Below are 22,830 nucleotides of genomic sequence, written 5' to 3' on the forward strand. Positions count from 1 at the left end.
CCTCTGGCCGGCGTCCGTGCCGCCTGTCGTTGGGTCTGGCGGCTTCACCCAAGACTGAGAGGGAAGACCATGAAGAAACTGTTCCTGGGAGTGTTCCTGGCTGCGATGCCGTTCGCGGTGGGTTGTGGCGGTGCGGAGTCGATGCAGGACGAGACCGGACAGCTGGTCACGAGTGAGAGCGGCGTCCAGATGAGCATCCAGCAGCGCACCTCGGAGCCAGGCGAGGCGCCGCCAGACGTTTCCTCCATGAACGTCTCTGGCGACGTGGCCGCCGGATGCTGGGTGGTGCTCAACTGGTGTCGGTCCCCGAGCACGGGCGGTCCGGAGTGCACGGCGACCAACTGCACCATCGCCGAGGCCATCCAGCACTGCGAGGCGCTGATCAACCAGACCTGCTGAGCGCCCCACGGCCGTCGCGAAGCCGCTCCAGCAGCTCCGCGACGACCGGCCGTACGGGGGCCTGGGTACGTTGCACGGCATGCACCGTGTTGGTCAGCGCGGGCTTGCCCCAGCTCACCACGCCCAGGCCCCGCCCCTTCGGGATGCAGAAGCCGGGGACGACGGCGACGCCCCGTCCCCGCGACACCCACTCCAGCACCTCCTCCAGCTCCTCGAAGTGCGCGGAGCTGTACCAGTGGGGGTGGCGCCTGCCGAAGTGGTGGCCCAGCCACCGGCCCACCACGTAGTCCCCCTCGTCGTAGGTCACCAGCGGCACGTCCTGGAAGTGCTCCTGCACGCGCAGGCGCCGGGCCCAGGTCCGCCCCGCGACGAGCACGAGCTGCTCTTCGTAGACGGGCGTCAGCGTGAGCCGAGGGTGCACGGTGCCGCGGAAGGAGAAGCCCACGTCCACCTGCCCTTCCAGCACCTGGCGGAAGACCTCCTCCGCCGGCGGGTAGCGCAGCGTCAGCGTCCGGTGCAGTGACTCCGACTCCCGCAGCAGCGGGAAGAGCACGTAGCGGCCAAAGCCAGACACCGCGGCGATCTCCAGCGGACGGTCCTCCGCGCCCCCCTGCAACACCGCCTGCACGTCCCGGGCGAAGCCGCCGAGGAACCGGAAGAGCCGGTCCGCCAGGGGCGTGGGCACGAGCCGCGCGGACCGGCGTTCGAACAGCGGTGCGCCGAGTGTCTCCTCCAGCCGCCGCAGCTGATAGCTCACCGTGGGCTGCGTGCGGTGCAGGCGTGCCGCGGCTTCCGTCACGCCCCGGGATTCGTAGACCGTCACGAACGTGCGCAGGAAGGGGAGGTCTGGGAAGTCCATCGAAGCTTTCTATGGATTCAGGGCGCCACTATCAATTGGCGTCCACGGGCGTGAACGCGCACCTTGCAGGGCATGTCGAAGACCCTCCCCCTGGTGACGCTCGCGCTGCTCACGGCCTGTGCACGAACCGGCCCCCTCCCCTCGCCCGGGCCCTTCTCCCGCCTGCACGCCAGTCCCGAGGAGGCCGTCCAGGCGTACTTCCAGGCCTCCGACACCGGCTCCAGCCGGCTGCTGCGGTCCGCGCTCCATCCGGACGTGCTGATGCACTGGGTGGATGGAGCTGACGGTTCGCTGCGGACACGGACCCAGCTGGAGTGGTGGCAGTTGCTGGATGCGGATGCGCCCCAGCCCGCGACCACGCGCGGGATGACGGTGCTCGACCGCGAGGGCCCCTTCGCGTTGATGGAGGCGGTCTCCCACTGGCCGGACCACGCATTCGATGACCTGCTGCTCGTGGTGGAGACGCCGGTGGGCTGGCGCATCGTGGGCAAGGTGTTCCAGCGGCTCGCCCCAGGAGAAGCCGCGACCGCGTCCCCTTCCGCGCGGCAGGAGATTCGCGCGGTGCTCGACGCGAAGAGCGAAGCGCATGCGCTCTACAGCCACGCGCTGCTGCACCAATCACACACGCCGGACTGCCTCTACTACCGCGTGAACGTCGAAGGCGTGCCCTTCGCGTGGGGGACGCTGTCGGAGGCCGCGGCCCGCTACGCGGCGAACGCGGAGGCGGGCATCCAGGACCGGGAGAGCCCCTGGAACGTCCTGAAGGTGGAGGTGCGGGGGAACGTGGCCGCCGCGAAGCTGGAGGTTCGGGTCGGAGGCGTGCGCTTCATCGACCATCTGCTGCTGGTGCGCACCGGTGGGCAGTGGCGCATCTCCGCCGCGGCGTGGGGCAATCCCCTGCCCCCCACATGATGCGCCTCAAACCAGCGCGGCGATGGCTTGAGCCAGCGTGCGCGTGAACGGGAGGTCGTCCTGACGCTGTCCCTCCAACGCGCGCAGCGCCGGGAGCAGCGACGGGTCTCCCAACGCTCCGGCGGCTTCCACGAACTCCTCACGGACGCGTGAACGGCGGAGGGCCTTGCGCAGCGGCTCCAGGGCTCGCGGATCCTTCCGGTACGCGAGCAGGAGCACGGCTTCGGCCCGAAGCACCGGACTCACGTCGTCCATGCGGCGCACGAGCAACGCCCGGAGCCCGGGCGTGTCGACCTCCGGAGGCAGGGTCCGCAGGTGGGCCATGGCCTGACCTCGGACTCCCTCGTCCGGGTCGTCCGCGAAGGCGAGGAGCATGGGCAACGGCTCCTCGTCAGAGGTCCTGCGGTGGCTCAGCAGCACCGCGGCCCGGACCCGGGGAGCGGGATGATCCCGGAAGGGCTTGATCGCCTCCGGCACCCGCGCGTCCCCCAGGTGCCCCAGGCCCAGGATGAGCGATTGCAGGACCTGCGCGTCCTGTTCCTCGAGGAGCAGCGGCAGCATCCGGTCCGCTGCGCGCGACCGCACGTCGGAAGGACGTTCGAGCTGCGCCAGGATGTCGCCACCGCGCGCACGCTCATGGGGGCTGCGCGAGCACAGCAGCGCGCTGGCTGCGGCGAAGACGGTCTCCCCTCCCATGCGATGCAGGGCGTAGATGGCCTCCCAGGCCTCGGAGGCCTCCGGCACGCCCTGCAGTGCCACGGCCACCAACGCCTCCACCGCCGGGTCCTGCTCGTCTGGGTCGTGCGCCACGCGCCAAGCCTCCGTCAGCAGGCCCCCGCGTGTCACGCCCTCCCGGCTCACTCCAGGGCGGCGGGAAACGCGGGCAGGGCCCGGAAGTCCTCGGGAGCGTGCTCCACGACGAAGTGCCCGTGCGCGTCCTTCACCAGGGCTTCGACCCGGGACATGGACGCCAGGGTGTTCTCGCGGCTGTCATTGAAGCCGGGCACGCCGTGGCGCTCCCAGTTCTCCCGCGTGTGACAGAGGTCACCGGACAACACATACGTCCCCGCCTGCCTCAATCGCAGCACCAGGGACTGGTGTCCAGGCGTATGGCCCGGCGTGGAGATGACTCTCACGGTGCCATCGCCAAACACATCCAGGTCGCCGTCCAGCAACTGGAGCTTCACGTCGCGCCAGGCGGAGAAGCGGCTGGGGTCCACGCCCGGGGGCGCAGGCGTCCGGGTCGCCCACTCCAGCTCGCGCCGTTGCAGGAGCCAGGTCGACGCGGGAAAGACATTGGCATTGCCCGCATGGTCGGCATGCAGGTGGGAGAACCCGACGTAGCGCACGTCCGCGGGAGTGAGCCCCAGTTGATGGAGCTGCGCGGCCAGGGACGTCTCCAATCGCAAGCGATTGCCCACCGGGTCTTCCGCTCCGCCCGTCAGCGCATCGCTCAAGCCCGTGTCCCAGACGAGCGTGCCCTGGGGGTGCTGGATGACGAAGCACGGGACGATCAGCTCGCCGGGCTTGCCTCCAGGGGGGCTGCCGTCCGCGAAGAAGCCCATGTCCTTCACGTCGATGTGGCCACAGTCCAGCGCGTAGAGGCGGACCGGGGGAAGCGGAGGCGCTTGCGGCGCCGTTGAACGCACACATGCGCTCGTGAGCAGTCCCACCACGAGCCCGGCGAGCCGGGGGAGAGGGATTCGCGGCATGTTCAGAGGGCCTTCAGGACGGTGTCGACAATCCGCTCCAACCGCGTGGCGTCCTCGGCCGTCTTTCCCAGGACCCGCAAGCCGGTGAGCGTGTTGAGCAGGAGGGCCGCGAGCGCTTCCGCATCTTGCGAGGCCGCCAGTTCCCCCGTGCGCTGCCCTTCCTGGATGACGGCCAGGAACGCGGCCTCCGTCTGGTCGAACATGCGCGCGGCCAGCTTCGTCGCGGAGGCATCGCGCCCGGCCAGCTCGATGGCGGTGTTGATGGCCATGCAGCCCCGGCGCTCCGGATCCGCGAGGTCGATCTCGATGATGGCGAGCATCAACGCCCGCAGCCGCTGCTTCACCGGCCCGGGCCGCTGGAGCAGCGCGAGCAGCTTTACCGCCTCGTGGTCCAGGTAGTGGCGCAGCGCGTGCTCGAAGAGGCCGTGCTTGCTCTCGAACGTGTTGTAGAGGCTGCCCCGCCCCAACCCCATCCGCTCGCCCAGCTCCTGCGGCGTCGCCGCCGCGTAGCCCTTCTCCCAGAAGACCTCCATCGCCTTCTCCACGACGGCTTCCGGCTGGAACTTCCGGGGGCGTGCCATGTCGTGCTTCTATGGCGTTTTGTACCTCCAGGTCAAATATCGGAATCGCGGAAGAAGGACGCCTGCTGGAAGCGCAGGCCCGCGAGGACCTGCTCGACCCGTGCGTCGGAGAGCGTCCCGATGCGCTCACCGAGCCGCGCCTTCTCCACCGAGGACACCTGGGACACGACCACCACGCTCTGCTTCGCGAGGTGGCCCTCCCCCACGTCGAGCAGCACGTTGCCGGGCTCGCTTGCCTTCTTCAGGTTGGAGGTGAGCGCGCACACGACGACGGTGTGGATGCGCGAGCGGTTGAAGACGTCGTCCTGGATGACGAGGTACGGGTGGGCGATGGGCGGCACGGAGCCTCGCGCCTCGTCGGGCTCGCACCAGAACAGGTCGCCTCGGCGGATCATCTTCGGGCCCGTGCTCATGCGCCGGGTTGTCCCACGCGGCGCCGAAAGGGGGCAATCCTTCCGCTGCCCGCGCGTTGGTTGTAGGCAGGACACGCAATCAAGCTTCGAGGTCGAACATCATGAAGGCCGTGTTCCGGGATGGCGAAGGGCACTTGCGCAACGGGTGGAAGGGCCTGGGCTTCTTCGTGGTGGCCGCCATCCTCGCGGGCATCCTGATGTGGCTCCAGACGTTGCTGCCCGACGCAGTGAGACCGTTCGCGCCGAACCCCTTCTTCGCCTTCCTGGGGGTGCTGCTCGTGAGCCTGGACTTCCTGTACCTCGAACGTCAGCCCCTGACGTCGCTCGGCATGTCACTGGACCGGCGCGCGGGCCGCGACCTCGGCGCGGGGGCACTGGGGGGCGTGGTCCTCGTGGGGCTCGTGGCACTCGGCGTCTGGGCGGCCGGTGGCGTCCATCTGGAGCGCGCCGCGAACGCCCATGTGACCGCGGTCGTGCGAACAGGCTGGCTGATGCTGGGCGTGGCCCTTTTCGAGGAGGCGCTGTTCCACGGCTACATCTTCCAGCGCGCCATCCGGGGCATGGGCACCGTCTGGGCACAGGTCGTCATCTCCCTCATCTTCTGCCTGGCCCACCCCTTCAGCACCGAGATGGAAGTCCCCACGCGCGTCGTGGCGATGATCACCACCTTCATGGCGGGTTGGATGCTGGGCCTGTGCTACCTGCGCACGCGGCACCTCGCGCTACCGGTCGGCGTGCACCTGGGATGGAACTGGTTCCTGGGCGTGATGGGCTTCGGCGTGAGCGGCAAGGAGTTCCGCGGCTGGTGGATGCCCGTCTTCCACGGCCGCCCGGAGTGGCTCACGGGCGGCAGCTATGGCCTGGAGGCGTCCATCTTCGCCGTCGTCGCCCTGGGCGTGGCAATCATTGCCCTGACGCGCTGGAAGGGTTCAGCCGCGCGGGAACCGGAGGCGATGCCCCGCCCCGACGAGGCTCCCGCGCTGAACGGATAGGCGCTCACGCCTCCAGGCTGACCGTCTCCTCGAAGCCGTCGCCGTCCTTGACGGTGACGGTCTTGAGCCGGGGGAAGCGCCCCTTCACCCGCTCCAGCAGGTCCGGCAGTGCATCCAGTGCCCTTCGTCGTCCAGCTGGGACACGGTGTCCTCGCCCGACCCCGCCATCACGCTCCGGGCGATGGCGGTGACTGGCGCATCCCATGCCTCCAGGGCGTAGGGCCTGGCGCGCACGTCCAGGGCCTTCAGGCGGCGGGCCAGCTCTTCCACCTTCGCGGTGAGCCCTTCCTTCGCCACGAGCTCCGGCCGCACCACGTCACCGCGCGTCGTCGCGATGATGCGTGACAGGCATTCGCCCGAGTCCTCGTTGAGCAGGTCAAGGGACACGCTCGCGTGGCCCCACCGGTCCACGTCAACGCCCACGTGCGGGATGCCCCGCAGCACTTCATCCGCGATGGCACGCGCCTGCTCGTATACCGATGCCTCTTCCATTCCCTGAACTCAGCGAGGCGTCCATTCCCGGGCCAGCATCGCGTACTGGAATTCGTCGCCCCAGGCGCCCTTGAAGAAGATGTTCTCGATGAAGTGACCCTCCAGTGCCTCCAGGTCCTCCGGCCCCAGGCGTCGCAGCACCAGCCTGGGGGTCACCACCGTGTCGAACGCAGGGCCCCTATGTCCGTCCTCACTTCGCCTTGGGCGGCACGATGAAGTGGCCATCCGGCCCCAGGCGCAGCCGGGTGATGTAGCGCTGGTGGATGTCCACGTAGAGGTCCTTCCCGTTGCGGAAGAACGTCACCGTGGGCGCGATGAGCTGGTGTTGCGGAGGCTCTCCCAGGGCGATCCACGCGCGGTGGCCATCCGTGCCCAGGCTGACCCACCGCACCTCGGGTTTTCCCTTCTCGGGCTCCGTGAGCAGCTTCAGCAGGAAGATGGCGAAGCGCCCGTCGGGAGACCGCCAGGAGTCGGCCAGGGACAGCGTCATTGGCGCGAAAAGGCTCGTGGACCAGCCATTCACCACGCAATGCCCCTGGGCATGGGGACGCGCGAAGACCAGGGCTCCCCAATCTGACTTCCGGGTCGGTGCGCCCAAGCCGATGACCTCCACCGTTCCCGATGCGAGCGACACCTCCTGCTGGAAGAGCTGCTCGGCCGATGACCCGGCGACGAAGCCCAGGTCCGTGAGCGAGAGCGAGGGAACCCAGGCCCGTGCCCGTATTGACCGGGAGAGCCCCTGCTCCAGCCAGTCCTCCTCCACGATATCCGGGGGACATTCAGGCAGCTGTTCGACCGAGGCCGACGGCGCGCGGGCCGGAGCGTTCAAGGGGGTCTTCGGCACGTCGTCGGGCGGAGGGCGCGACTCCTGCTTCCCCGCCGCGCATCCCGCCATCAAACCCACCACGCATCCCCATATCCCCAGTCGTTTCATCATCGTGCGCGCATGCTAGCGCACCCGGGCGCGCGGTCTCTTCGAGCGCGGCGGGGCTTCCGCTTCGGCCTGCGCGGCCAGGTACTCCGCGAACACGGCCTCGAAGGTCGCCGCGAACTCACGGATGCGGGGGACCTTGCGCAGATCCTTGTGCATCGTGAGGTAGAAGCGGAGCGACGGCAGCGGCGTCTCCAGACGTACCCGGATCAATCCCAGGTGCTCCTGCTCCGCCCCGACCCCCAGCATCACCAGGCCCATGCCGCCCTTCGCCGCGTGCAGCCGCGCCTCCATCGAATTGGAGCGGAAGGGAAAGCGGCAAGCGCCCCGCTGGATCAACCACTGCGAAGGGCCCTGCCCACGAGGCGTCTCGTCCTCGACGACGAAGTCCTGCTCACGGTAGTCGTCGGCGCCCAGGAACCGCTTGGGCAGAGCGCGCGCCAGGTACTCCGCGCTCGCGTAGAGGCCAGTCACGACGTCGCCCAGCGGCTTGTCGATGAGCACCGGTGAGGAGGACCGCCCGCCCCTCACGCCGATGTCCGCTTCGCGCGAGGACAGGTCCACGAACCGCAGCTCCGAAATCACTTCCACCAGTGTCTCCGGATGCAGCCGCCGGAACCGCGTGGCCGCCTCCGCCGCTCCCACCAGGAAGCCGTCCGGCAACGAGACGCGAATCCTGCCCGCATAGGGAGAGCTCCCGCCGCCATCACGGCGGTGCGCGCGCAGGGACTGCTCGAAGCCCTCCGCCAGCGCGATGAGCTCCAGGGCCTCCTTCTCCAACCAGACGCCCTGCGAGGTGCGATGGACCAGCGCGCGCCCCAGGTCCTTCTCCAGCGCCCCGATACGGCGCGCCACCGTGGAGGTCGACAGGCCCAACTGGAGCCCCGCCGCGAGGAAGCTGCCGCCGCGATGCACTTCGAGCAGGACGCGGAGGTCATCCCAGGCGGGCAGTTTGTTTTCCATGGGTGGAAAGCACTCTAGGTCGCCGGGAGCGCGGGCGTCTTCGGACGGGTCATCCGCGCGATGACCTTCGCGCTGAACTCGCGTGAGAAGAAGCGGTTGGCGACGGATGCGAACCGGTTGCCAAGGCCATGCACCACCGACGAGCGCCCGGCGATGAAGGCAGCCAGGCCCACGGTCACCACGTCCTCCGGCCGCGCCTTCTTCCCGGGGGACGCGCCCTCCCCCGAGCGCTCGAAGAACGGCGTGTCCGTCGCCCCCGGCGACAGGGCCAGCACCCGGACGCCTCGCTCGCGGTACTCCGCCCAGAGCGCTTCGCTGAAGGACAGGACAAAGGCCTTCGTCGCCCCGTAGACCGCCATGTACGGCGTCGGCTGGTACGCGGCCATCGAGGCCACGTGGATGACGCCGCCCTGGCGCCGCTCCAGCATGGGAAGGAAGACGTGTGTCAACTCCACGAGCGCATGGACGTTGAGGTCGATCTGCTCCAGCTGGTCCTTCAAAGGCAGCACATCGAAGCCGCCGTGCAGGCCGAACCCCGCGTTGCTCACGAGCACGTCCACTTCGAGCCCCTTCGCACGGACTGCGTCGAAGAGCCGCCGCGGGGCCCCCGGAGCGGTCAGGTCCGCGGGCAGGACGTGCGCATTGCCCAGCGCCGCGGCGAGCGCCTCCAGCTTCGCCTCGCTCCGGGCCACCAGGACCAGCGTGGCGCCCCGGCGTGACAACTCCCGGGCGAACTCCGCGCCAATGCCCATGGACGCACCCGTCACCAGCACCGTCTTGCCCGCGAAATCAAATCGTTTCATCGGTCAAGGATGGGCGCCGGCCGCCCCTGCAACAACGGGAAGCGGTGGACACCTGCTTTCCAGAAATGGAAAGCGGCGCTCCCGCTATTCGCGCGACGGCAGCGCGGGCCCCGGGCGCGGCGTGTACACGTTGGCGCTCACGGAGCGCGCCGCCGCGGTGATGCCAATCAGGCTCTCCGCGTGGCCCAGGAAGAAGTAGCCCGTCTCCGGCAGCCGCGACAGCAACCCCTGGATGACGCGCGTCCGGGCTTCCGCGCCGAAGTAGATGAGCACGTTGCGGCAGAAGATGATGTCGAACGGCCCCACCGGCCAGGTGGCCGGCGCGTGCAGGTTCGCGCGGGCGAAGCGCATGAAGGGGCGCAGCTCCGGGCCCGCCATCATCAGGCCCTCCTGGGTGCGCACGCCCTTCAGCATGTACTTGCGCAGCCGGTCCTGCGGAATGCTCCGGGCCCGCTCCAGGCTCCAGAGGCCCTCCTCCGCGCGCTTCACCGCCCAGGTGGACAGGTCCGTGGCGACGACCTCCAGGTTCCACCCGGAGCCCTTGGGGAACGCCTCCAGCAGCTCCATCGCCAGTGAGTACGGCTCCTCCCCCGTGGAGCACCCGGCGCTCCAGACGCGGATGCTCCGGGGCCGCCGACTCTGCGCCGCCTGGGCCGCCCACTCCGGGAAGACATGGTCGCGCAGCAGTTCGAAGTGCCGGGGCTCGCGGAAGAAGGACGTCTCGTGGGTGCAGAGGCTGTCGAGCATCCGCACCTTCTCCGCCTCGTTCCCCCGCGCGGTGACGTACGCGTGGTACGCGGCGAAGGACGTCAGCCCCAGCTCCCGCAGCCGCCGCGACAGCCGGTTCGCCACCAGCGCGCTCTTGGCGGAGGACAGGTGGATGCCAGCCTCCGTCTCCACCAGGTGCTGGAACAGCGCCAGCTCCGAGCGCGACAACGCCGGAGGCAGCGCGGACGGCCAGAGCGCGTCCTCGCTCATCTGCTCACCCGTTGCCCGACGCTTCCGGAGCCGGAGGCGCCGCGGACGGCACCACGGGAGGCGCCGTCTCTTCGGTGGCGGCGGCCGTCAGCCGGAGCAACTCCTCCAGCGACAAGAGCCGGTCCAGATCCAGGAGCAGGATGAACGTGTCGTTGTGGCGGCCCATGCCCCGGAGGAACTCCAGCCGCACGCGCGTGCCGAAAGCGGGAGGCGGTTCGATGTCCGCGGGGCCCAGCTCCAGCACCTCGCGCACCGTGTCCGTGAGCAGCCCCAGCACCGTCTGCTGGCCGTCGAGTGCCACCTCCACGATGACGAAGCAGGACCAGCGGGTGATGGGCCGGGGCGGCAGCCCGAACTTCACCGCCAGGTCCACGACGGGCACCACGCTGCCGCGCAGGTTGATGACGCCCTGCACGGCCGCGGGCATCCCCGGCACGCGCGTGACGGGGCGGTGTTCGATGATCTCCCGCACCCGCAGGAGGCCCACGGCGTACTCCTCGCCCGCGAGCATGAAGCTCAGGTAGCTGGACCTGCCGCTGCCCGGTTCGGTGGAATGGCTCATGGTGCGCGCCCCTTCCTAGAATCGCTGGAAGTCATGGGGGGCCGGCGCTTCCGCGCCGTTCTGGAGCCGGGACAGCGCTCCATGCGTGGACGCGGGGAGCGGTCCCTGCGCCGCCTGCTGGAGGCCCCGGAGGGGCGAGGCCGGCAGCCGGGGAGCGGTCGGACGATGCTGCGCGGAGGAGGCGTTGAAGCTGAAGCCCTCCGTCAGCCGGAAGAAGGTCATCATCTGCAGCAGCGACTCCGCCTGGGTGGCCATCTCCTCCGCGGTGGAGGACAGCTCCTCCGCGGCGGACGCGTTGCGCTGGGTCACCTGATCCACCTGCGTCATGGCGCGGTTCATCTGCGACACGCCGACGGACTGCTCGCGCGACGCGTTGGTCACCTGCTGCACCAGCTCCGACGTGCGGCGGATGGCGGGCACCAGCTCCGACAGCAGCTGGCCGCTGCGCTCAGCGACCTTCACGCTGGAAGTGGCCAGGCTCCCAATCTCCTTCGCGGCCTTCTGGCTGCGCTCCGCCAGCTTGCGCACCTCCGTGGCGACGACGGAGAAGCCCCGGCCGTGCTCACCGGCGCGCGCGGCCTCCACGGCGGCGTTCAGCGCGAGCAGGTTCGTCTGGTAGGCGATCTCCTCCACGATGTCGATGCGCTCCGCGATGGCGTTCATCGCCTCCACGGTCTCCTTCACCGCGCGGCCGCTCTCCTCCGCGTCGCGGGCGCCCTTGAGGGCCGTCTGCTCCATCTCCCGGCTGTTCTCCGAGTTCTGGCGGATGCTGACGTTGAGCTGCTCCAGGCTGGCGGTGGTCTCCTCCACGGAGGCCGCCTGGGAGCTGGTGCCCTGCGACAGCCCCTGCGCGGCGGACGCCACCTGGAGGGACGCGGACGACAGCGAGCCCGCGGCGCCGCGCACCTCGCTGATGACGCCCGACAGCCGCTGGATCATGTCCCGCATGCTGCCCATCATCCGGCCCGTCTCGTCGGTGCCCCGCGCGGAGATGTTCGCGGTGAGGTCACCCGCCGTCACCTGCGCCGTCACCTGCACGGCCTCCGTGAGCGGCTGCACGATGCTGCGGGTGAGGAAGAAGGCCAGCAGGCCCGCGATCAGCACGCCCATGACGCCGCCGGTGATGATCACGTCGTACAGGTCCTTCACCATGGCCCCCGTCCGGGCGTTGCGCTCCTGCAGGAGCACCGTCTCGTCGTCCGCGAGCTTGGTGAGCAGCATCCGGATGCGGTCCGCGGTCTGCTTGCCGCGCGCGGACTGCTCCACCGCCACGAGCTGGGCCAGCTCCCCCCGGCCCGCGTTGACCTCGCGGCGCTGGGCGATGAGGGGCTCCAGGTGCTGGTTGATCCACTGCTGCAGCAGGTCGCGGATCTCCTGCTGGCGATCCTGCTGGCGGTGGTCGCTCTGGGTGAGCTGGCGGAGGCTGTCCAGGTTCTGGGACACGCTCAGCCGGGCCAGGGTGTAGGGCTCCAGGAACTTGTCGTCGCCGGTGATGATGAAGCCGCGCTGCCCCGTCTCCAGGTCGGCCATGTCACCCTCCAGGGTGCGCAGGGCGATCAGCACCCGTTGGCTCTCGGTGTCGCCCTCGGCGATCTTCGCGGTCCTGTCCAGGGTGGTGTACACGACCGTCACCACACCGATGATGATGGCGACCATCGCGCCGAAGGCGAGCGTCAGCTTCGCCGTGATGCTCATATTGTTGAACATGGTGACTCCGGAACTGCGACGGATGACTACGGCGCCCGGGGGGCGGCGGAAGGGGATGGGGTTTCCAGGGGAGCGGGAGGACCGAGCACGGACTCGGAGGCGTGGAGGATGGCCCTGCGCACCAGCGCGGGCGTGTCCAAGAGGAGCCCCACCCGGCCGTCTCCCAGGATGGTGGAGCCGGAGATGCCGGGGATGCCCTGGAAGAGGCGCCCCAGGGGCCGGATGACCCGCTGGCCCTCGCCCTGGAGCTCATCCACCGCCAGCCCGATGACGCCGTCCGGATGCCTGAGGACGACCACGTTCTCCCGGGCCGGTGTGCCGCCGCCCAGGGAGAAGACCTGGCGCAGCCGCAGGTACGGCAGCGGCTGGCCGCGCAGGGACAGCACGCCGGACGCATCCAACGTGCGCTCGCCGGCGGGGACCTCCATGCACTCCTGCACGCCTTCGATGGGGACCACGTACACCTGATCCCCCACGCCCATGGCGAAGCCCTGGATGACCGCGAGCGTGAGCGGCAGCCGCAGCGTCAGCGTGGTGCCCTGCCCCTCCTGGCTCTGGATGGACACGGAGCCGCGCAAGGCCTCGATGTCCCGGCGCACCACGTCCATGCCCACGCCGCGGCCGGACAGCTCCGTCACCTCGGTGGCCGTGGAGAAGCCGGGCTCGAAGATGAGGCGCAACAGCTCGTCGTCGCGCAGCCGCTCGGGCGCCGCCACCAGGCCCTTCTGCCGCGCACGCTCGCGCACCCGCTCGCGCTGGATGCCCCGGCCGTCGTCGGACAGCTCCACCACCACGCTGCCCGCGTCATGGTAGGCCTTGAGCCGCATGCGGCCCCGGGGGTCCTTGCCCGCGGCCCGCCGTTCGTCCGGCGTTTCGATGCCGTGGTCCAGCGCGTTGCGCAAGAGGTGGAGCAGCGGGTCGCGCAGCGCGTCCAGCACCGCGGTGTCCAGCGTGGCGTCCTCGCCCTCCAGCTCCAGCTGGGCCAGCTTCTTCTGGGAGCGGGCCAGGTCGCGCACGGTGCGCAGGTGCTGACGGAACAGCGGTCCCACCGGGACCATCCGCACCTTCATCACCTCTTCCTGGAGTGCCTCGAAGAGCGGATCCATCTCCCGCTGCTGGTTGAGCGCGTCCTCCCAGCTGGCCCCGAACTCCTCCGCGCGCGCCAGGAACTGCGCCATCCGGCCCCGCGCCACGGACAGCTCCGCGGTGAGCGTGACGATGCGGTCCAGGCGCTCCAGGTCCATGCGTGCGCGGCTCCGCGCCTTGCTCCGCGCCTCCGGCAGGCGAAGCGGGCCGGCGGGAACGGGCGGCGCCTCCGTGGGAGCGCCCGCGACGATGCCCTCGCGCAGCCGGACGAGGTGGGCCTGGTGCACCGCGCCCAGCGAGTCCACGCCCGCGAGCGACGCCCGGGACAGTTCGCGAAGGTGATCCACGGCGCCGAGCAGCAGCGACACCCGCGTCTCATCCGGGGCGAGGCGCCCGTCGAGCAGCGCCTGGAGCAGGTCCTCGACGCCGTGCGTGTAGTCCGTCACGGCCTGGAAGCCGAGCGACGCCGCCGCGCCCTTCAGCGTGTGGGCCCCGCGCAGGATGTCCTGGAGCAGCCCTTCCGCCGGAGAGACCTCCAGGGCGATGAGGTTCTCTTCCATGGAGGAGACCAGCCCCTCCGCTTCGTCCGCGAAGACGGCCAGCACCTTCTGCCATTCCGCGGCGGTTTCCGACGACATGTCCCCCGGGCCTGTCGTCACCTTCCGCCCCGGAGGCGAAGGGGAACCGGCGCGCGTGTTGGAACAGGTGGAGGGACTTTCAAGAACAGCGGCATGCGCCCCCCTTCCTCGAGATGCAAGGCATTGCCATGAAGGTGGGCCGACCCCCAGGCGAGGAATGAATCAAGAAGTCAACAATATCGAAACAAACAACAAGACACAACCTCACCAGTGATTTCACGCACAGTCGGAATCAGCAGGGAAGCGCGGCGCGTTTCCGGGCAGGACGTCACAGGTCGGGTGACGGACGCCATCCGAAGGGAGTGTGTCTCAGCTGTCTTGAGTTACATGTTTCAATCCCAGCCACATCCAACACAGTGCGTCTCGTACGTTCGTCCAGGACAGTGCACTGGCACTCCGGGGTGATGTGGACTCCCTGGTTCGCGCGCGACGCTCCTCTGAGCGCACGACGAGCAACCGGAGGGACTGCATGCCCAGCGTCATCGTGGTGGGAGGAGGCGTCGCGGGTCTGACGGTCGCGCATGAGCTGGTGGAGCGCGGCTTCGAGGTCCACATCCACGACACGCGGACCACGTGGGGCGGCAAGGCGCGCTCGCAGCCGGTGCCCGGCACGGGGACGGAAGGGCGGCGCGACCTGCCGGGCGAGCACGGCTTCCGCTTCTACCCGCGCTTCTACCGGCACGTCATCGACATGATGCAGCGGACGCCCGCGGTTGCCGGCTCGGCCACACCGACGGTCGACCAGCACCTCAGGGCCACCACGGAGAGCGCCATCGCGCTCATCGACGAGGACACGTGGTACCGCTTCTCCCGCCGCAAGCTCGACAAGCCCTATGACGTCCTGGAGGCGCTGGAGCTGTTCTTCCAGAAGCTGGACTTCGACACGGCCGACAGCAGCCTCTACAGCCTCAAGATATTGCAATTCCTCTCATCCAGCGAGGCGCGCCGGTTCGGCCAGTACGAGCAGCGCTCCTGGTGGGACTTCGCCCAGGGCGACCTGTACTCGCCGAAGTTCCAGCGGCAGCTGCGGGCCGTGCCGCGCACGATGGTCGCCATGGATCCACGGCGCGGATCCGCGCGGACCATTGGCGCCATCTCCATGCAGCTCATCCTCGACTTCGCGCAGAGCGGGGTGAACAACGACCGGACGATGGGCGGCCCCACGAGCCAGATGTGGCTCGACCCCTGGGTCGCCCACCTGCGAAGCCTGGGCGTGCAGTTCCACGCGGGCGTGAGTTGCACCGGCTTCGACGTCGCGGGCGGGCGCATCTCCGGCGTCCGCTTCGCCAACGGCGAGTCGCGCACGGCCGACCACTACGTGCTCGCGGTGCCCCTGGAAGCGGCGCATGCCCTCATCACGCCGGAGCTGGCCGCGTTGGACCCCGCGCTGGCGCGGCTGCGCGCGGCGAACGTGGAGGAGCTGGTGTCGTGGATGGTGGGGATCCAGTTCTTCCTCTACGAGGACGTGCCGCTGGTCCGCGGCCACACCTTCTATCCGGACTCGCCCTGGGCGCTGACGTCCATCTCGCAGCCGCAGTTCTGGCGCGAGCTGGGCCTGTTCCGGCGCCAGTTCGGGGATGGGCAGGTGGGCGGGCTCCTGTCCATCGATGTCTCGGATTGGAATACGCCCGGCACGTTCGTTCCGAAGCGCGCGAAGGACTGCACGCCGGAGGAGATCAAGACGGAGGTCTGGGCACAGCTGAAGGCGGCGCTCAACGGCCGGGACGCGGAAGAGCAGGTGCTGACCGACGAGCTGCTGCACTCCGTCCACCTGGACGCGGACCTGGACTACGCCGGCGGGCTGCCGCCGCTCAACTCGTCCGGCCTGCTGGTCCATCCGCCCCGCTCCTGGGAGGTGCGTCCGGAGGCCGCGAGCGCCATTCCCAATCTCTGCCTCGCGGGGGACTACGTCCGCACGCACACGGACCTGGCCTCCATGGAGGGGGCGTGCGAGGCGGGCCGCCGCGCCGTCAATGCCATCCTCGACCGGGCGCATTCACCGTCCACCCGCGCGGCCATCTGGCCCCTGGAGGAGCCGGCGTGGCTGGAGCCGTGGAAGCGCCTGGACGCGGCGCTGTACCAGCGCGGACGCCCGCACCTGTTCGAGCTGCTCGGCCTGCGCACCGCGCTCCAGGCGTCGGACGTGCTGCGCCGGTTCGCGGCCGTCACGGGCATCACCGACGTGGATGACTGGTTGGATCAGTTCCGCGTCTCCAGCAGGGTCGACTCGCTGCTGGCGCGGCTGGGCATCCGCTGAAGCGCCGCGCCCGGCGCGCGGGCTACTGGAGGGACGGCTGCTCCGGCTCCTCCTTGCCCGTCTTGGCCACGGCGTAATCCTCCGCGCCGGTGAAGTCGACGACGCGGCAGGGCTCATCGCCCACGACCCAGGCGTCATGGCCTGACGGGACGAAGGCGACGTCGCCCGGCTCCAGGTCCAGCTCCTGGCCGTCCTTCATCTGGATGTGCATCCGCCCGGACAGGACGCTGAGGGTGTGGACCACCTCGCAGCTCTCCGTGCCCGCGATGGGCTTCACGTGCTGCGACCATTGCCAGCCGGGTTCGAAGTAGCCCCGGCCAATGCTGAGCGCTCCCAGGTTCAGGACGATGGCCTCTCCGTGCGAAACGAAGGGCCGGCGCTCGTCCGCCTCGTTGGCCTTCTTGATGATGGCGCGTGCCATGGTGCGACTCCTCCCGGTGAATGGGTCCAAGAGGAAAGCTGGGGGCCGCGAGCGCTGGAGGAAAGGGTTGGAGCCCGGACACGGCGGTGGACTGGAGCACGGGGTGTAGCGCCCGTCCCCACCTCCGTACCTTCGTGCCGCAGCAGCCGACCTGCTTCTCACAGGGAGTTGAGCCATGCGCCTTCCGTCGCGCCTTGCCCTCTGGGCATGTCTGGTCATCGCGCAGGGATGCCGCACGCATCACGAGCCACCTCCCGCGCCCCCCCCCACGCCGCCCATCGCCACCGCCCGGCCGCTCCACCTGGCGAGCCCGGAAGCCATCGAGTTCGAGTTCGGACGGGCCCAGGCCACCGCCTGCAATTGCTTCAAGTCGGACGCCACCGCGAAGGAGGGGGGCGCGTGCGACACGCCGCGCTTTGGCTCGTACCTGCTCGCGCTGACCTGGGCGCCCACCTTCTGCCGGACCCATCCAGACAAGGAGGAGTGCGAGCACCTGGAGGACACCTTCGGCGCGACGCACCTCACCCTCCATGGCCTGTGGCCCCAGTTCAACGACGAGGAGGCGCGGGAGCTGAACTGCACCTATCCGGCGTTCTGCGGCGGGCTCTGCGAGTGCAAGAACAGCGACGCCCCTTCGCGGTGCTTCCCCGACCCCGCCACGATTCCGCCAGCGATGGGCACCTACGGTCCGGGCTTCGTCACGGACAACTTCTTCCTCGCGAACCACGAGTGGCCCAAGCACGGCAGCTGCACGGGGATGGATGCCCGCACCTACTTCCAGAGCAACATCGACGCGCTGCTGTCATTGCCTGGCGACCAGGGGACGCCGGCCGCGCTCAGGGACAACGTCGGCGGGAGCGTGAAGCTGGAGGACCTGCGCGCCTCGTTCGGACAGGGGGACAGCGTCGCCTTCGCTTGCGATCCGGGCTGCAACCTCATGGAGGTGGGGATCTGCTTCGCGGTGGATGATCAGCGGCGGCCCTCCGCGCGCATGACGTGCCCGAAGAGCGTGACCAGCGGCGCCACCAACAACTGCGTGGGCAATGGCTCTCAGCCCCGCTGCCCCACCGTGAAGATTCAAGCCGCGAAGCCCTTCGACCCCGGCGGCGGACCGTCCTCCACCTGCGGGCAGCCGGGCCAGGGCCCCGCGTGCACGAATGATCAGCTCTGCCAGAACCAGGGCTGGGTCCGCTGCGCGCGCTCCGGGTGCTGCACCACCGTGCCCAAGCGCTGAATCAGGCCACGGCCTGGAGGTCGGCGTCGCGCGGCACCTTCGCGGCGGCGGCGCGCACGATCTCCGGGCTCGCGCCGTCCTTGTGGGCGTTCTCGCTCAGGTGGCGGCGCCAGGCTCGCGCGCCGGGCAGGCCCTGGAAGAGGCCCAGCATGTGCCGGGTGATGGCGCCCAGCGGCGCCCCCTGGCTCATCTGCGCTTCGATGTAGGGCAGCATCGCGTCCACCACCTCATGCCGCGTGAGGGGCGCCTGCGTGCTTCCGAAGAAGCGCCGGTCCGCGTCCGCCAGCAGGTACGGGGACTCGTAGGGCGCGCGGCCCATCATCACGCCGTCCACGCGGCCCAGGTGCTCCGCCGCCGCGTCCAGCGTCTTGATGCCGCCGTTGAGGCTGATGTCCAGGTGCGGGTATTCCGCCTTGAGCCGGTGCACCAGGTCGTAGCGCAGGGGCGGCACGTCCCGGTTCTCCTTGGGGGAGAGGCCCTGCAGCCACGCCTTGCGCGCGTGCACGATGAAGCGCGTGCAGCCCGCCGCGGAGACGCGCCGCACGAAGTCCTCCAGCGTGGGCCACTCCTCCATGTCGTCGATGGCGATGCGCGACTTCACCGTCACCGGGATGCGCACCGCTTCGCGCATGGCGGCGACACCGCGGGCCACCAGGTCCGGCTCCGCCATCAGGCACGCGCCGAAGCGGCCGGACTGCACGCGGTCGCTGGGGCAGCCCACGTTGAGGTTGATCTCGTCGTAGCCCCACTCCTCGCCAATGCGCGCGGAGGCGGCCAGGTCCGCGGGCTCCGAGCCGCCCAGTTGGAGGGCCACCGGGTGCTCGGCGGGCGTGAAGCCCAGCAGGCGGTCGCGCTTGCCGTGGAGGATCGCGCCCGTGGTCACCATCTCCGTGTAGAGCAGCGTGTGGCGGGAGAGGAGCCGGAAGAAGTACCGGCAGTGCCGGTCCGTCCAGTCCATCATCGGCGCGACACACAGCGGCATGGGGTAGGCCAGGGCAGTCATCGCCCTACCCATATCCGGACTCCCGCCGTCCGCCCAGGGTCTCCCGAGGCCCCCTCCGAAGGCAGGCGGCCCGCCGGGCACCGGCTCAGGCGGGAGCGCTGAGCACCACGCCCTGCTCCGCGAGCCACCCGTCCACCAGCCGCTGGCCGGCGTCCGTCAGCGTGAAGCCCAGCCCGGCCCACTGCTGGCCGTTGAGCATCACCACCTGCCCCAGCGCGCGGGCGAAGGCCACCTCCGGCGCCGCGTGCTTGAGCAGCGCGCCCGCGTAGTGGTGGAGGAACAGGTCGAAGTTCTTCGCGAAGTCCGGGTGCCCGGGAAGCGAGTCGCTGCGCGTGTCCGCCGCCACGTCATACGCCTGGATGAGCGCGCCGAAGCCCAGCACCTCCACCAGGAACGCATGCATCCGCTCCTGCCCTCGCACCCGGCCGGGCAACCACCGCTCCGGCCCCGCCGGCGTCTGGAACGTCCACAGCCCCCGCTGACGCGTGGCGGCGAACGGCAGCCCCCCACCCTGCCGCTCAAGCCGGGCCACGCGGCGGTGCACCCGCAGGGGTGCCGCCTCTGAACGCGCGGGGAAGTAGACGATGACCGCCGGGGCCGAGCGGGCGCAGTTCATGGGGGACACCACTCCAGAGGGGGAACACCTGCACCGGAATTATCCGGCGTCAGTGCCCTGGAGTTGCTTCCTGGACAACGCTTTTCAGGGCCCCCCGGGCATGGGTCCGGCGAGCGCCTCCACGGCCTCGGGGAGCATGCCGCGGTCGAGCGCGGCCTGGAGCATGTTCAGCTGGGCGGACACCACCGCGCGCGACACCTTGGCGCCCGCGCCGTCGCGCACGAGCAGTTCCAGGGTGGCCTGGGCCAGCAGCAGCGGCATCGTGGTGAAGGCGAGCACGTCCCGGGGCGCCCCCGCCAGGTGCAGGGCCCGCACGTAGCGCGCGGCCGCGATCAAATCCTCGCCCGCGAGCCGCTCCACGTCCTGGAGCTGGACGCCCTCCGGCAGCCACACGCGGCCCTCCTTCCGGTCCTGCCGCGCGTCCTTGAGGATGTTGACCAGCTGGAGCCCTTCGCCGAACAGCGGGGCCAGCGAGCGCAGGTTCGGCGCGTACATCGCGAGGCGCGGATCCAGGACGAACAGCTCCGTGAGCAGCTCGCCCACCAGTCCCGCCACGATGTAGCAATAGTCACGCAGGGACTGGAGCGACCCCAGCTGCAACAGCCCGCCTTCGGAGGCGCCGGCCAGCACCTGCCCCATGCCCTGCACCGTCTTCAGCACGAAGTGGCGCAGGATGGCGCCGGCCTCCGGGCGGATCGCGTCCAGGCTCGCCAGCAGCGTGGGGGTGCTCGCGAGGAGGTCCAGATAGCCCGCGTTCTCACTGGGAGGGCGCGACAGCCACTCGCGCGACAGCGCCCCGGCGTCCACGCCCGGGGTCTCCTGGAGCAGGGACTCGAAGGCGGCCAGCGCCTGGCGCCGCTCGTCGCGCGTCCAGGGGGCGGCGTCCTCCAGGGTGTCGGCGACGCGCAGGAGCAGGTAGCCCAGGCCCACCTCCCGGCGCAGCGGCTCGTCGAGCAGCGGGATGGCGAGCGCGAACGTGCGGCTGGTCCGCTCCAGGAAGTCCGCCAGCTCGTCATCCCGGAACGGCAGGGCCGTCTCAGTGGGGGCGTCACTCAAGGAACCGTCCTCCGGAACGGGCGCACTTCTTCCGCCCGGCGCCCTCACTGCCACAAGCCACCCACCGACACACGCGAGAACGTTCGCGCGACGCGCGCGGGGCCCGGATGGGACACCCGCGCGCCGGGTTTCCAGGGCCTCAGGGCGCCGGAGCGACCGTCGGCTTCGGGGCGGGCTGCGCGGGCGCGGCGGGCTTCGGCTCCGGCTTCTCGTGGGACTCCAGCATCTTGCCGTTGTCGGCCGCGATGCGGCGGTACCACGCGTCCGGGTAGCGCGGGTGGCCCACCTTGCCCGTGGCGTCGCGCACGTTGCCGTCGATGTACTTCACCAGCATCTGCTCGCCCAGCTTGCGCCAGCGCGCGTGGACCTTGTCACCCTGCTGCATGGAGTACTCGGTGAGGTACTGGCGGGCCTGCTCCGGCGTCCGCTTGTAGAGCACCTGCGCGATGCTCTCCACGTTGGCCTGATCCGCCAGGAACTGGCCCTCCAGGTCCCCCTGCGCCTTCTGCACGTCCACAATCATGTCGCTCCAGCGCCCGTAGGCCTGGTTCGACACCCAGTTGAAGACCCAGAAGGACGAATCCCAGGAGAACTCGCCGCGGCTGGCCACGCCCTGGGCGAAGTTCTTCGGCACCTGCCGGATGCCCGCGTACATGGGCGTGTAGACCGTGGTGAAGGTGTCATCCACGCCGAACCAGAGCACCCCGCCAATGGCGTCCGGCAGCCCCGAGCGCATCTGCGCGACGAAGGAGAAGCCCGTCTGCTGCGTGGAGATGGCGCGCTCGTGCACGTAGTTCTTGCCGTCCACGTCCCACGTCATCGGGCGCCAGCGGTAGGGCACCGCGTAGGGCCCCGCGCCCACGTCCTTGGACATGTCCAGCGGCGTGCCCTCGTAGTGGTCGCGCATGAGCGCCATGGCGTCCTGCACGGACACCTTCTTGTCCGGCTTCACCCACAGGGGCAGCCGCTTCGCCGTGTCCGCGCCGTCCGCGTACTCCACGCCCAGCTTCAGGGACGGGGCCGCGCGGCGGAAGATGCTCCACACGCGCGCCTCGCTGAAGCGCTGCCCGCCGAAGTCCAGCGGGTGGTACGTGTCCGCGAAGCTGAAGTCCTTGTCCGCGCCCGTGTACCAGCCCTTCGCGCGCGCGAAGGAGATGACGTCCGGCGCGTACAGCGTGGTGGCGCTGTCGTTGAGCGGGAACTGGCGGATGCGCGACTGGTTGGCGTGCGCGGAGATGGAGCCGTCCGGCAGCTTGCGGGCCACCCACACCGCGCCCTTCTGGCCTTCGCCCTTGCCAATCATCTCCAGGATCCACGCCTCCTTCGGATCCGCGATGGAGAACGACTCACCGGTGGAGGCGTAGCCGTACTCGGAGACCAGGTCCGCCATCACCTGGATGGCCTCGCGCGCCGTCTTCGCGCGCTCCAGCGTGATGTAGATGAGCGAGCCGTAGTCGATGATGCCCGCGGGCCCCTCCAGCTCCTTGCGGCCCGTGAAGGTGGACTCGCTGATGGACAGCTGGTGCTCGTTCATGTTGCCCACCACCGAATAGGTGGCGGCCGGCTGCTTGATGCGGCCCAGGAACTTGCCGGTGTCCCATTCCATGACGTCGCGCATGGCGCCGGCCGCGTGGCGGCGCGCGGGCGTGTAGTACAGCTCGCCGTACAGTTCGTGCGCGTCCGCCGCGTAGGTGATGAACGTGGAGCCGTCCGTCGTGGCGCCCTTCGTCACCAGCATGCTGGTGCAGGCGTCCGCGACGACGGGGGCCACCAGCACCGCCGTCAGCGGCAGCGCGGTGAAGAGGATGGAAGGGAATCGGTTCATGGCGGCGCAATCTAGCAGGACCTTCGCCCGCTGCCCGCCCGGGCAGGTTGCCCGACCGTCAGGCACCCGGGCCCCTGCCGCACGACGCCATGCGTGAAGCCGATGGCCGCCGAGCGCCGCGCTACTTCCTGGCCCTCACGCTGGATGGCACCCGCCATGCCGGGACGCTAGGGTTGCCTTTTCCCGCCCCGGGGCCATCCGAACCCCAGGGCTCCCTTTGGAGGAAGCCGTGACGGAGATCGTGGTGGGCCTGGTGGTGTTCTTCGTCCTCACGGTCGTCCTGGGCCCCGCCCTGTGGAGTTCCCGCATCTGGTGGAGCAAGGCGGACCGCGAGCAGGTGAAGGACAAGCACGGCCGCCCCCGCAAGGACGCGAAGGACGCGTAGGGCGG

General features: G+C 70.0%; 25 protein-coding genes. 6 read left to right on the forward strand and 19 right to left on the reverse strand.

All coding sequences use genetic code 11. The features are described 5' to 3' along the window. Window positions 1-69: 69 nt before the first annotated feature. Entirely contained in the window at window positions 70-399 is a 330-nt protein-coding gene (locus tag D7X32_RS02400) for a hypothetical protein (RefSeq protein ID WP_120600862.1), read from the forward strand. Here the strand turns inward: D7X32_RS02400 and D7X32_RS02405 are convergent. Continuing rightward, on the reverse strand, window positions 383-1,258 hold the full coding sequence (locus D7X32_RS02405) for a LysR family transcriptional regulator (protein WP_120600863.1): 876 nt from the start codon (window positions 1,256-1,258) through the stop codon (window positions 383-385). The genes D7X32_RS02400 and D7X32_RS02405 overlap by 17 nt on opposite strands. A 72-nt stretch (window positions 1,259-1,330) precedes the next feature. On the opposite strand from D7X32_RS02405, the gene D7X32_RS02410 reads away from it, so the two are divergent. Next, window positions 1,331-2,170 carry a nuclear transport factor 2 family protein gene (locus D7X32_RS02410; RefSeq protein ID WP_120600928.1) on the forward strand — a complete coding sequence of 280 codons (840 nt, stop codon included), beginning with the start codon at window positions 1,331-1,333 and terminating at the stop codon, window positions 2,168-2,170. A gap of 6 nt (window positions 2,171-2,176) precedes the next feature. On the opposite strand, the gene D7X32_RS02415 is transcribed toward D7X32_RS02410, so the two are convergent. Genes D7X32_RS02415 through D7X32_RS02430 form a run of 4 tightly spaced genes read right to left on the reverse strand, consistent with a single transcriptional unit; the run spans window position 2,177 to window position 4,876 of the window. Beyond that, the gene (locus D7X32_RS02415; protein WP_147449991.1) at window positions 2,177-2,980 is read right to left on the reverse strand and encodes a HEAT repeat domain-containing protein; all 804 of its coding nucleotides are present in this window, start codon (window positions 2,978-2,980) and stop codon (window positions 2,177-2,179) included. A 47-nt stretch (window positions 2,981-3,027) separates the two neighbouring features. Beyond that, on the reverse strand, window positions 3,028-3,882 hold the full coding sequence (locus tag D7X32_RS02420) for an N-acyl homoserine lactonase family protein (protein WP_120600865.1): 855 nt from the start codon (window positions 3,880-3,882) through the stop codon (window positions 3,028-3,030). A gap of 2 nt (window positions 3,883-3,884) precedes the next feature. Further along, window positions 3,885-4,463 carry a TetR/AcrR family transcriptional regulator gene (locus tag D7X32_RS02425; RefSeq protein WP_120600866.1) on the reverse strand — a complete coding sequence of 193 codons (579 nt, stop codon included), beginning with the start codon at window positions 4,461-4,463 and terminating at the stop codon, window positions 3,885-3,887. Window positions 4,464-4,495: 32 nt separating this feature from the next. Next, entirely contained in the window at window positions 4,496-4,876 is a 381-nt protein-coding gene (locus tag D7X32_RS02430) for a type II toxin-antitoxin system PemK/MazF family toxin (protein WP_120600867.1), read from the reverse strand. Between the two features lie 101 nt (window positions 4,877-4,977). Here D7X32_RS02430 and D7X32_RS02435 point away from each other — a divergent pair, with 101 nt between their 5' ends. Then, window positions 4,978-5,868 carry a CPBP family intramembrane glutamic endopeptidase gene (locus tag D7X32_RS02435; protein WP_120600868.1) on the forward strand — a complete coding sequence of 297 codons (891 nt, stop codon included), beginning with the start codon at window positions 4,978-4,980 and terminating at the stop codon, window positions 5,866-5,868. An 84-nt stretch (window positions 5,869-5,952) separates the two neighbouring features. On the opposite strand, the gene D7X32_RS02440 is transcribed toward D7X32_RS02435, so the two are convergent. The 9 genes from D7X32_RS02440 to D7X32_RS02480 form a co-directional block, all read right to left on the reverse strand. After that, window positions 5,953-6,360, reverse strand: a complete 408-nt coding sequence (locus tag D7X32_RS02440; protein WP_120600869.1) for a hypothetical protein — start codon at window positions 6,358-6,360, stop codon at window positions 5,953-5,955. A gap of 9 nt (window positions 6,361-6,369) precedes the next feature. Next, window positions 6,370-6,501 carry a hypothetical protein gene (locus tag D7X32_RS47420; RefSeq protein ID WP_279635550.1) on the reverse strand — a complete coding sequence of 44 codons (132 nt, stop codon included), beginning with the start codon at window positions 6,499-6,501 and terminating at the stop codon, window positions 6,370-6,372. 49 nt (window positions 6,502-6,550) lie between these two features. Further along, entirely contained in the window at window positions 6,551-7,255 is a 705-nt protein-coding gene (locus tag D7X32_RS02450) for a hypothetical protein (RefSeq protein WP_120600870.1), read from the reverse strand. 54 nt (window positions 7,256-7,309) lie between these two features. Then, the gene (locus D7X32_RS02455) at window positions 7,310-8,254 is read right to left on the reverse strand and encodes a LysR family transcriptional regulator (RefSeq protein WP_120600871.1); all 945 of its coding nucleotides are present in this window, start codon (window positions 8,252-8,254) and stop codon (window positions 7,310-7,312) included. 14 nt (window positions 8,255-8,268) lie between these two features. Continuing rightward, the gene (locus D7X32_RS02460; protein ID WP_120600872.1) at window positions 8,269-9,057 is read right to left on the reverse strand and encodes an SDR family NAD(P)-dependent oxidoreductase; all 789 of its coding nucleotides are present in this window, start codon (window positions 9,055-9,057) and stop codon (window positions 8,269-8,271) included. Between the two features lie 84 nt (window positions 9,058-9,141). Next, complete coding sequence (locus D7X32_RS02465; protein ID WP_120600873.1) at window positions 9,142-10,035, reverse strand: CheR family methyltransferase; 894 nt, start codon at window positions 10,033-10,035, stop codon at window positions 9,142-9,144. 4 nt (window positions 10,036-10,039) lie between these two features. Then, window positions 10,040-10,597 (reverse strand): chemotaxis protein CheW, encoded by a 558-nt coding sequence (locus D7X32_RS02470; RefSeq protein ID WP_120600874.1) that lies wholly within the window; start codon window positions 10,595-10,597, stop codon window positions 10,040-10,042. Window positions 10,598-10,612: 15 nt separating this feature from the next. Beyond that, window positions 10,613-12,304: a methyl-accepting chemotaxis protein gene (locus D7X32_RS02475; protein ID WP_120600875.1), complete on the reverse strand. Its 1,692-nt coding sequence runs from the start codon at window positions 12,302-12,304 to the stop codon at window positions 10,613-10,615. A gap of 26 nt (window positions 12,305-12,330) precedes the next feature. Then, a complete protein-coding gene (locus D7X32_RS02480) occupies window positions 12,331-14,028 on the reverse strand; it encodes a chemotaxis protein CheA (protein ID WP_167506427.1) in 1,698 nt (565 codons plus the stop codon). Window positions 14,029-14,497: 469 nt separating this feature from the next. Here D7X32_RS02480 and D7X32_RS02485 point away from each other — a divergent pair, with 469 nt between their 5' ends. After that, complete coding sequence (locus D7X32_RS02485) at window positions 14,498-16,285, forward strand: hydroxysqualene dehydroxylase (protein ID WP_120600877.1); 1,788 nt, start codon at window positions 14,498-14,500, stop codon at window positions 16,283-16,285. A gap of 22 nt (window positions 16,286-16,307) precedes the next feature. On the opposite strand, the gene D7X32_RS02490 is transcribed toward D7X32_RS02485, so the two are convergent. After that, window positions 16,308-16,706, reverse strand: coding sequence for a cupin domain-containing protein (locus D7X32_RS02490; protein ID WP_120600878.1), 399 nt, complete (start codon window positions 16,704-16,706; stop codon window positions 16,308-16,310). 175 nt (window positions 16,707-16,881) lie between these two features. On the opposite strand from D7X32_RS02490, the gene D7X32_RS02495 reads away from it, so the two are divergent. Continuing rightward, window positions 16,882-17,940: a ribonuclease T2 family protein gene (locus tag D7X32_RS02495; protein ID WP_120600879.1), complete on the forward strand. Its 1,059-nt coding sequence runs from the start codon at window positions 16,882-16,884 to the stop codon at window positions 17,938-17,940. Window position 17,941: 1 nt separating this feature from the next. Here the strand turns inward: D7X32_RS02495 and dusA are convergent, their stop codons facing one another. The 4 genes from dusA to D7X32_RS02515 all read right to left on the reverse strand — a co-directional run bounded on the left by dusA (window position 17,942) and on the right by D7X32_RS02515 (window position 22,440). Continuing rightward, a complete protein-coding gene (dusA, locus tag D7X32_RS02500) occupies window positions 17,942-18,943 on the reverse strand; it encodes a tRNA dihydrouridine(20/20a) synthase DusA (protein ID WP_120600880.1) in 1,002 nt (333 codons plus the stop codon). Between the two features lie 85 nt (window positions 18,944-19,028). Beyond that, a complete protein-coding gene (locus tag D7X32_RS02505) occupies window positions 19,029-19,559 on the reverse strand; it encodes a hypothetical protein (RefSeq protein WP_120600881.1) in 531 nt (176 codons plus the stop codon). A gap of 84 nt (window positions 19,560-19,643) precedes the next feature. Further along, window positions 19,644-20,615: a squalene/phytoene synthase family protein gene (locus D7X32_RS02510; protein WP_158625594.1), complete on the reverse strand. Its 972-nt coding sequence runs from the start codon at window positions 20,613-20,615 to the stop codon at window positions 19,644-19,646. 139 nt (window positions 20,616-20,754) lie between these two features. Next, window positions 20,755-22,440, reverse strand: coding sequence for a dipeptidase (locus D7X32_RS02515; protein ID WP_120600883.1), 1,686 nt, complete (start codon window positions 22,438-22,440; stop codon window positions 20,755-20,757). 229 nt (window positions 22,441-22,669) lie between these two features. Here D7X32_RS02515 and D7X32_RS45280 point away from each other — a divergent pair, with 229 nt between their 5' ends. After that, window positions 22,670-22,825, forward strand: coding sequence for a hypothetical protein (locus D7X32_RS45280; protein ID WP_158625595.1), 156 nt, complete (start codon window positions 22,670-22,672; stop codon window positions 22,823-22,825). The last annotated feature ends 5 nt before the right edge of the window (window positions 22,826-22,830 follow it).

Origin of the sequence: Corallococcus carmarthensis, assembly GCF_003611695.1 — a bacterium.
Taxonomy (GTDB): domain Bacteria; phylum Myxococcota; class Myxococcia; order Myxococcales; family Myxococcaceae; genus Corallococcus; species Corallococcus carmarthensis.

Excerpts from the sequence above, each read along its gene's own strand:
- D7X32_RS02425 (WP_120600866.1), bottom strand. The coding sequence starts at position 4,463 with ATGGCACGCCCCCGGAAGTTCCAGCCGGAAGCCGTCGTGGAGAAGGCG.
- D7X32_RS02405 (WP_120600863.1), bottom strand. The coding sequence starts at position 1,258 with ATGGACTTCCCAGACCTCCCCTTCCTGCGCACGTTCGTGACGGTCTAC.
- D7X32_RS02480 (WP_167506427.1), bottom strand. The coding sequence starts at position 14,028 with ATGTCGTCGGAAACCGCCGCGGAATGGCAGAAGGTGCTGGCCGTCTTC.
- D7X32_RS02420 (WP_120600865.1), bottom strand. The coding sequence starts at position 3,882 with ATGCCGCGAATCCCTCTCCCCCGGCTCGCCGGGCTCGTGGTGGGACTG.
- D7X32_RS02455 (WP_120600871.1), bottom strand. The coding sequence starts at position 8,254 with ATGGAAAACAAACTGCCCGCCTGGGATGACCTCCGCGTCCTGCTCGAA.
- D7X32_RS02460 (WP_120600872.1), bottom strand. The coding sequence starts at position 9,057 with ATGAAACGATTTGATTTCGCGGGCAAGACGGTGCTGGTGACGGGTGCG.
- D7X32_RS02470 (WP_120600874.1), bottom strand. The coding sequence starts at position 10,597 with ATGAGCCATTCCACCGAACCGGGCAGCGGCAGGTCCAGCTACCTGAGC.
- D7X32_RS02450 (WP_120600870.1), bottom strand. The coding sequence starts at position 7,255 with ATGGCGGGATGCGCGGCGGGGAAGCAGGAGTCGCGCCCTCCGCCCGAC.
- dusA (WP_120600880.1), bottom strand. The coding sequence starts at position 18,943 with ATGACTGCCCTGGCCTACCCCATGCCGCTGTGTGTCGCGCCGATGATG.
- D7X32_RS02440 (WP_120600869.1), bottom strand. The coding sequence starts at position 6,360 with ATGGAAGAGGCATCGGTATACGAGCAGGCGCGTGCCATCGCGGATGAA.
- D7X32_RS02515 (WP_120600883.1), bottom strand. The coding sequence starts at position 22,440 with ATGAACCGATTCCCTTCCATCCTCTTCACCGCGCTGCCGCTGACGGCG.
- D7X32_RS02410 (WP_120600928.1), top strand. The coding sequence starts at position 1,331 with ATGTCGAAGACCCTCCCCCTGGTGACGCTCGCGCTGCTCACGGCCTGT.
- D7X32_RS02475 (WP_120600875.1), bottom strand. The coding sequence starts at position 12,304 with ATGTTCAACAATATGAGCATCACGGCGAAGCTGACGCTCGCCTTCGGC.
- D7X32_RS02505 (WP_120600881.1), bottom strand. The coding sequence starts at position 19,559 with ATGAACTGCGCCCGCTCGGCCCCGGCGGTCATCGTCTACTTCCCCGCG.
- D7X32_RS02485 (WP_120600877.1), top strand. The coding sequence starts at position 14,498 with ATGCCCAGCGTCATCGTGGTGGGAGGAGGCGTCGCGGGTCTGACGGTC.
- D7X32_RS02400 (WP_120600862.1), top strand. The coding sequence starts at position 70 with ATGAAGAAACTGTTCCTGGGAGTGTTCCTGGCTGCGATGCCGTTCGCG.
- D7X32_RS02430 (WP_120600867.1), bottom strand. The coding sequence starts at position 4,876 with ATGAGCACGGGCCCGAAGATGATCCGCCGAGGCGACCTGTTCTGGTGC.
- D7X32_RS02435 (WP_120600868.1), top strand. The coding sequence starts at position 4,978 with ATGAAGGCCGTGTTCCGGGATGGCGAAGGGCACTTGCGCAACGGGTGG.
- D7X32_RS02495 (WP_120600879.1), top strand. The coding sequence starts at position 16,882 with ATGCGCCTTCCGTCGCGCCTTGCCCTCTGGGCATGTCTGGTCATCGCG.
- D7X32_RS02490 (WP_120600878.1), bottom strand. The coding sequence starts at position 16,706 with ATGGCACGCGCCATCATCAAGAAGGCCAACGAGGCGGACGAGCGCCGG.
- D7X32_RS02465 (WP_120600873.1), bottom strand. The coding sequence starts at position 10,035 with ATGAGCGAGGACGCGCTCTGGCCGTCCGCGCTGCCTCCGGCGTTGTCG.